This window comes from Flavobacterium sp. RSB2_4_14, from assembly GCF_051547085.1.
Classification (GTDB): domain Bacteria; phylum Bacteroidota; class Bacteroidia; order Flavobacteriales; family Flavobacteriaceae; genus Flavobacterium.
The window spans coordinates 1-7,051 of record NZ_JBPTTL010000013.1; the positions used below are offsets into that span (position 1 = coordinate 1).

The 7,051-nt window shown below is 36.2% G+C and carries 1 protein-coding gene and 1 pseudogene; both read left to right on the top strand.

The genetic code is table 11. The annotated features are described in order from the left end of the window. Positions 1-1,052: 1,052 nt before the first annotated feature. On the top strand, positions 1,053-3,743 hold the full coding sequence (locus ACSVH2_RS13995) for a beta strand repeat-containing protein (protein WP_438093805.1): 2,691 nt from the start codon (positions 1,053-1,055) through the stop codon (positions 3,741-3,743). 938 nt (positions 3,744-4,681) lie between these two features. Continuing rightward, positions 4,682-7,051 (top strand): annotated as a pseudogene (locus ACSVH2_RS14000) (hypothetical protein); the annotation flags it as partial.

Genomic DNA, 7,051 nt, shown 5'->3' on the forward strand with positions numbered 1-7,051 from the left:
CTGATTAATTACCGCAAATGCGCGAAGATTTTAAACCATTACCGGATTAAGATGCATTAAGAAGTTGGCTTTCTAACAGCATTTTTTCTTTTTGGAACACGGATTAGAGAAATTAGAAAAATTTTCACTGATTTTATGGTAGGTATGTTTGTGGTGACTATTTTTTAGTTGGAACGCTGATAAAACGGATTTTCAAGCGCGGATTAAACTGATTTAGGCAAGCAAAGTACAGTAAGTTTTTAAACCATTAAGGGGATTAAGGTGCATTAAGAAGTTATTTTTTTGGAACACGGATTGGAGAAATTGGAGAAATTTTATGTGGTTCACAAAGTTTCACAAGGGTTTCATAAAGTCACACGAAGTTATTAAACCATTACCGGATTAAGATGCATTAAGAAGTTGGCTTTCTAAAAGCATTTTCTCTATTTGCTTTTTTGGAACACCCATTTTAGAAATTGGAGTAATTTTCACAGATTTATAGGTAGATATGTCCGTGTACTACTATTTATTTTAACTACAGAGGATAAAAAAAAATTATACAGAAGAAACAAAGTATTTTTGTGAAGTTTGTTCAAGGATTTTACAAAGTATTTTGAAGTTTTTTATCAAAAATAGCATACAGGAATTTCAATTTGGTATAGGTAATAGTTTGGTTAATGAGTTGCTTAGAAAGGACTTTATTTTTAATTTTATTGAGGGGAACCAATTTTTAGGCCTTTTTAATTGTATAATGTACAATTTTATTTATTAATAAATAAGAAATATATATTATATTGCCTTTACATTACCTCTACAATTATTATTTGTATGAGGTGGCAGTTATTTTGATTATTGATGCTAAGCTATTCAAGTATAGTAAAATATTGCTGTTTGAACAGTTGTTAAAGAAAAATATTTCACACTACTTTGTATAGTTATTTTATATACTCTATTTGATTATTTTTACTATAACTTTATTATATTACACGATTGGAATTATTATTTCCTGATTTTACTTTGCGAAGTACACAAAACCTTTACATTACTATTTTACAACAATAAATACCACCGTTATGAAATCATTTTTAGTATCCCTTTTCCTTTTGTTTTTGACTTGTAGTTTAACGGCACAAGTGGGTATTGGGACAACATCTCCCAATGGATCGTTGGATGTAGTATCGACAGACGATGGATTATTAATTCCAAGAGTTGCCTTAACGGCTACCAATGTTTCGACTGTGATTACGCCTACCGTTTCTGAGTTGGTTTATAATACTGCTACATCCGCTGTAGGACCCAATCAAGTTACGCCGGGTTATTATTATTGGGATGGCAGTTTGTGGATTAGACTTGCTACAGGAAACTCTAGTAATGCATGGGCTTTATTAGGGAATGCCAGTACTTCGGCCGCTACTAATTTTCTAGGGACTACTGATAATATCGATTTGGTTTTTAGAAGGAATAATATAAGAGCTGGTTTTATTGGGGATCCAATTTATAATTTGTCAACTTTCGATTCAAATAATGGGAATACTTCTTTTGGAGCAAATTCTTTATTAAATCCAACGATTAACGTAGGTACCCAAACAGGGGTAAGGAATACAGTATTTGGAGCAAATGTGATGCCTGGATTAACCACTGGACAACGCAATACCGGAATTGGAGATTTGTCATTATTTTCAAATACATCAGGAAGTGAAAATATTGCTGTTGGTACTGGAGCTTTATATTCTAATACTATTTCCTCTGGGCATGTTGCCATTGGGAGAAGTGCTTTAACATCTTATAATGGGCCAGCCACAGCTGATATTGGTAATACAGCTGTAGGGTTTACTTCCTTAAGAGATAACGTTGTTGGAACTGGGAATAGCGCACTTGGGTATAGAGCATTAAGAGCAAGTACGGGTTCCAATAACACAGCCCTAGGTTTTGACTCAGGTCTTGCCTTAACAACAGGTTCTAATAACATTATGATAGGAGCCAATACTGTCGCACCTGTTGCTGCGGGAAGTGACCAATTGAATATTGGAAATACAATATTTGGTACTATGGCTGGTGCACTCACTTCAGGTGTAAACACTACAAGAACTATAGGTATAAATGTTACAGCACCACAAGGTGCTTTGGATATTGTTTCATCTAATAATGGTTTGCTTATTCCGAGAATAAATTTAACATTTGGGGCAAATTTACCACAACCACTTCCTGCTCCAGCAGATTCTGAAATGATTTATGTTCTTAATTCTGTTGGTGCAGGTGTTAACGCAGTTACGCCCGGTTTCTATCACTGGAATTCAGCCTCTGCAAGATGGGTTCGATTTAATACAGGTGCCTCAACGGGTTGGCTAACCACTGGAAATACCGGAATTATAGATGGTACCAATTTTATTGGTACAGCTGCTGCTACAGATGTAGATGTTGCTTTTAGAAGAAATAATTTGGCTGCAGGAAAGATTGCAAGTACTAGCACTTCCTTTGGACTTAATGCCTTGACAGTTGGTGCGACTACTAACGGAACCGCATTTGGAGTAAATGCTTTGGCGGCTAATACCGCAGCTAATAATACTGCCTTTGGAACAAACGCTCTGGCTGCGAATACCACCTCTGCCAACAATACTGCTTTTGGATTTAATGCCTTAGCGATAAACACACCTGGTAGTGATACGGGGGCTTTGAACACCGCTGTTGGTAGTGGAGCGTTAGCCAATCTCAATGGAGGAAACAATAATACTGCTGTTGGCTATAATGCTCTAACCAATGTACCCACTACTACCCGTTTTAATACAGCTGTTGGTAGCAATGCCTTATCCGGTGTTAATTCAGCTGCCTCTATAAATAATGTGGCTGTAGGTTATAATACCATGACAGGAACTGGAGTTATCACAGAGTCTGTTGCGGTAGGTTCTGGTGCTTTAAGTGCTGCTAGTAATGGTTCCACAAGGAATACCGCTATAGGTTTTCAAGCTGGTTCTGCCACCACTTCTGGAACTGATAATGTTTTTATAGGTTATGCAGCGGGAAGTTCAGAAGCAGTAACGAGTAGCAATAAGTTGTATATTGAAAACACTAATGCTAATGCTAATAATGCTTTGATTTATGGTGATTTTTTCACTAATATCCTTAGAGTTAATGGAACATTGCAAGTTAATACTCCTGGCGTTAACGGTTATGCTTTACCAAATGTACCTGGAGCCGCTGGACAAATACTACAAACCAATGGTGCTGGAGCAACGAGTTGGGTTTCGGCTGCTACTGTTGAAACTGACCCGCAGGTCTCGTCTGCTACTGTAAATAGAATGCCTAAATGGAATGGTACTACGCTTGTTGATGGTATCGTTACCGATAACGGAACTACGGTTACTGTTGCTGGTACCACTTCGACAACTAATTTTCAAATGACTGCTGGCGCAACTGCTAATTATATCCTTCAAAGTGATGGTGTTGGTAATGGAAGTTGGGCCAATCCTACTGTAAAGCCTTATGTTAACACAGGTGCCGCTACTGGGGTTTATACTGTTTCTTTAGCAGAATATACAGTTAGAGTATTTAATGCTGTTTCAGAAATAAGATTACCGAATGCTGCTGGGAATACTGGCAAAGTATATGTGATTATAGGTAGTAACACTATTGGACCAAAAATATTTTCTACTGCTGGTGGTGCAATTTATAACGATGTTGGCAATGTCTTTATTAACACGTTAAATGCCAATACACGTTATACTGTTCAAAGTGATGGTGTAGATTGGATTGTTATTGGGCAATAATTAGACAATTTTATATAAGTATGCCTATTGGTAAGCAGGGCTCATAAAGTTTTTTTACTATTCTACTATTTTTGGAACACAGATTGGGGAAATTGGAGAAATTTTCAGTCATAGTTTTCGGTTTTCTGTTATCAGTTTTCAGTATTGAACGCTGATGGTACTTATTTTTTCTTTTTATGCAATGATTTATTATGTTTGGAACACAGATTGGAGAAATTGGAGAAATTGGAGAAATTTTCAGTCATAGTTTTCGGTTTTCAGTTGTTGGTTCCCGTTTAGTGGCAAAATAATTTTCTTTTCCCCAGCCCAAAGGGTGGAAAATTATTTAGGGTTGTTGGTTTTCAGTTGTCGGTTTCAGTTTTTTTACGGCAAATTCACAAATTTATTATTTTTGATTTGGTTGTTGGTTTCTCACTAATTAGATTTTTTAGCAATCCGTGTAAACAGCGGTTTTACTGTAAAGACTGTAATTTATTGTGGTTTTCATTACTGTATTACAAACAAGAACATAATGTGCTAACTCAAGGCTATATTTTATGAAATAGTGCAGTTACACATCACCTGATATTGAGTTTCAATAAAGGCCTCTTTTTTATTAAATATTTAAAATAATTAAATTATTTTTTTGGTTAGTGTTTTTTTTTCGTAAAAAAAATTAGAATACTACATAAACCATACTTCTATTTAGGCATTTTTTCACTCAAAAACTATACTATAAAACACAACATTAACACAACATTTTCATTACAGTCACCTAAAATAATGGTTAAATTATTAGTAGCATACGGTTTTTACAGCACTACAACGTTTGCGTTTATTGATTTTATGGTGATTTTTCTATTTTCTATTATTTTGTATAGTTTTTATATGATGCCCGTTTCTTAGAATGTAACTCCTTCTTGACTATATTTGAAAGTCAACTTTATAACACTATAATTATGAAAAAATTATTCTTACTCTTTTTCCTTATGACTTTTTCATTAGGACAATCTCAAGCCACCTTGTTAGGATTCGAAACTGGAGAATCTGGAGGTTTTACTTCTGTTTTTGGAGGCATGGCTAATCCTGTAGTCGAAACTGGGACAGGAACGAACACCTCTAAAGTACTCAAAATAGTTACGAATACTACACAACAAGTTTGGCAAGGAGCAAATTTTAATTTGACAAATGCTGTAACACTAACAACGAACAAAACAATGACTATTGATGTGCTTGCATCTGGGCCAATGTTTTTTTTAGTAAAAGTAAATGGAGGATTATCTGGCGCTCTAGAAGCTGCTGCAGTTGTTAGCTACACCGGTACTAATACATGGCAGACATGTTCTTTTACGTTCAATTCCGTCCGTGATGGTAAAGCTGCTCAGGCAAATGGTGTTTATCAAAGTTTTGTTATTCACCCCTATTGGGAGTCTGCAGCTCAAGTAAATTTTGGAACACTTAAACCTGCAAGAACACTTTATGTAGATAATATCAGTGATCCTACTTCACTTCCTTTTGCAACAGTTGGTACGTTTACTGTACCTAGTAAATTTGTAGGTGATGCTACTTTTACATTAACACCTCCAACTTCAAACAATACAAGTCCTTTCACGTATTCAAGTAGTAATTCTACTGTAGCCACTATTGTTAGCGGGAACCAGATACAAGTGGGTGCTGCTGGGTCTTCAACTATTACTGCTTCACAAGTTTCTGATGGAACATATGCCGCAACTTCTAGGACAGCCACTTTTAATGTAACTCCTTCTGCAGCACCTATTCCTCCTGTAAGAAACTCCTGGGATGTTGTATCGTTATATAGTGAATCTTATGCCACTACAGCCGGAGCGACATGGCAAAACGGAGTAGATGTTTCGATTGGTGGAAATAACGCCAGATTTTTTAATGGTTTTACATTGGCTAGGTTAGCTTTTGCTGCTAGAAGTATAGCTACTATGACAACCTTACACATCGATGTTTATACGTTAAATCAAAATCAACTATGGTTTGAAATCAATGGGAATAGAAAAGTAGTTTCGAGCATTCCCTTAAATGGTTGGGCCAGTTTTGATATTCCATTATCTGATTATATAGGGTTAAATTTGGCAAATGTTAGTTTTTTTGATTTAAACAATCCTACAGGAGCTACTGCACCAGTAAAGGTAGTCTATTTGGACAACATCTATTTTTACAGAGCCGCTTCTGCTATACCTCCAACTGTTGGAGCATTAACCGTTCCAAGTCCTAAAGTGCTAGGCGATGCTCCTTTTGTATTAACCAATCCGTCTTCTAACAGTACTGGTGCTTGGACCTACAGTGCAAGTCCTACAGGTGTAGTAACCTTTGACGGTAATACTGTAACTATTGTTGGTGGTGGTACTACTACTATAACAGCTACTCAAGCAGAAGTTCCGGGAGTTTACGGTCCTGGTACTGCTACGGCATCATTAGTAGTTAATTTTCCTGATCCTACTCCATCGCCTTCACTTCCAGCAAGAGATCCAGCAAGAGTAATTTCTATGTATACAGGTACACCACCTGTCTATACCAATGCTCCTAACTATAATTTGGTTAGGGCATCTTGGACAGGAGGCACAACCTCTAACTTTAATTTTCCGAATGGAACTAATACATGTATTGAAGTTAATAACTTAGGATTTATTGGTTTAGTTGATCAAACAGAGAGACGTTTGAACCTTGTAGGAACTGGAATGTCACATTTAAATATTGATATTTATTTAGATGCCCCTAGACCTAATTTATTTTTAGTACTGTTAGCGCCTAGTGATAGACTTTATAATACTGGTGCACTTGTGGCAGGATGGAACAGGTTAAGAGTTCCTTTAACAGCTTATCCTGGAGCCTTGAATGATATTTACGGGTTAAAAGTTGAGCAGAATTATACAGCACCATTCCGATTGTTTTTAGATAATATCTATTTCAGTAATGACTTATTTACTTTCTATGCAGATTCAGATGGAGATGGATTTGGAAACTTGGCTGTACCGGTATTAGCTGAAACAGCACCTGTTGGATATGTAACTAATAGTACGGATTGTGATGATACCAACAATGCTGTATGGCAATCAGGGAATTTCTATATTGATTTTGATGTGGATGGTTATAGTTTTGATAATGTGTTGTATCCCGTTTGTTATGGTGCAACCTTAGATTCCTATTATAACTTGACTTCATTGGGGCTTGATTGTGATGATTTTAATCCATTGTTAAATTTACCATTAACCCCAACAGTAACTTTAACCAGTAGCGACGGTGATAACACTTTTGCTTATGGCACTCCAGTAACGTTTACAGCTACTGAAGCGAATATT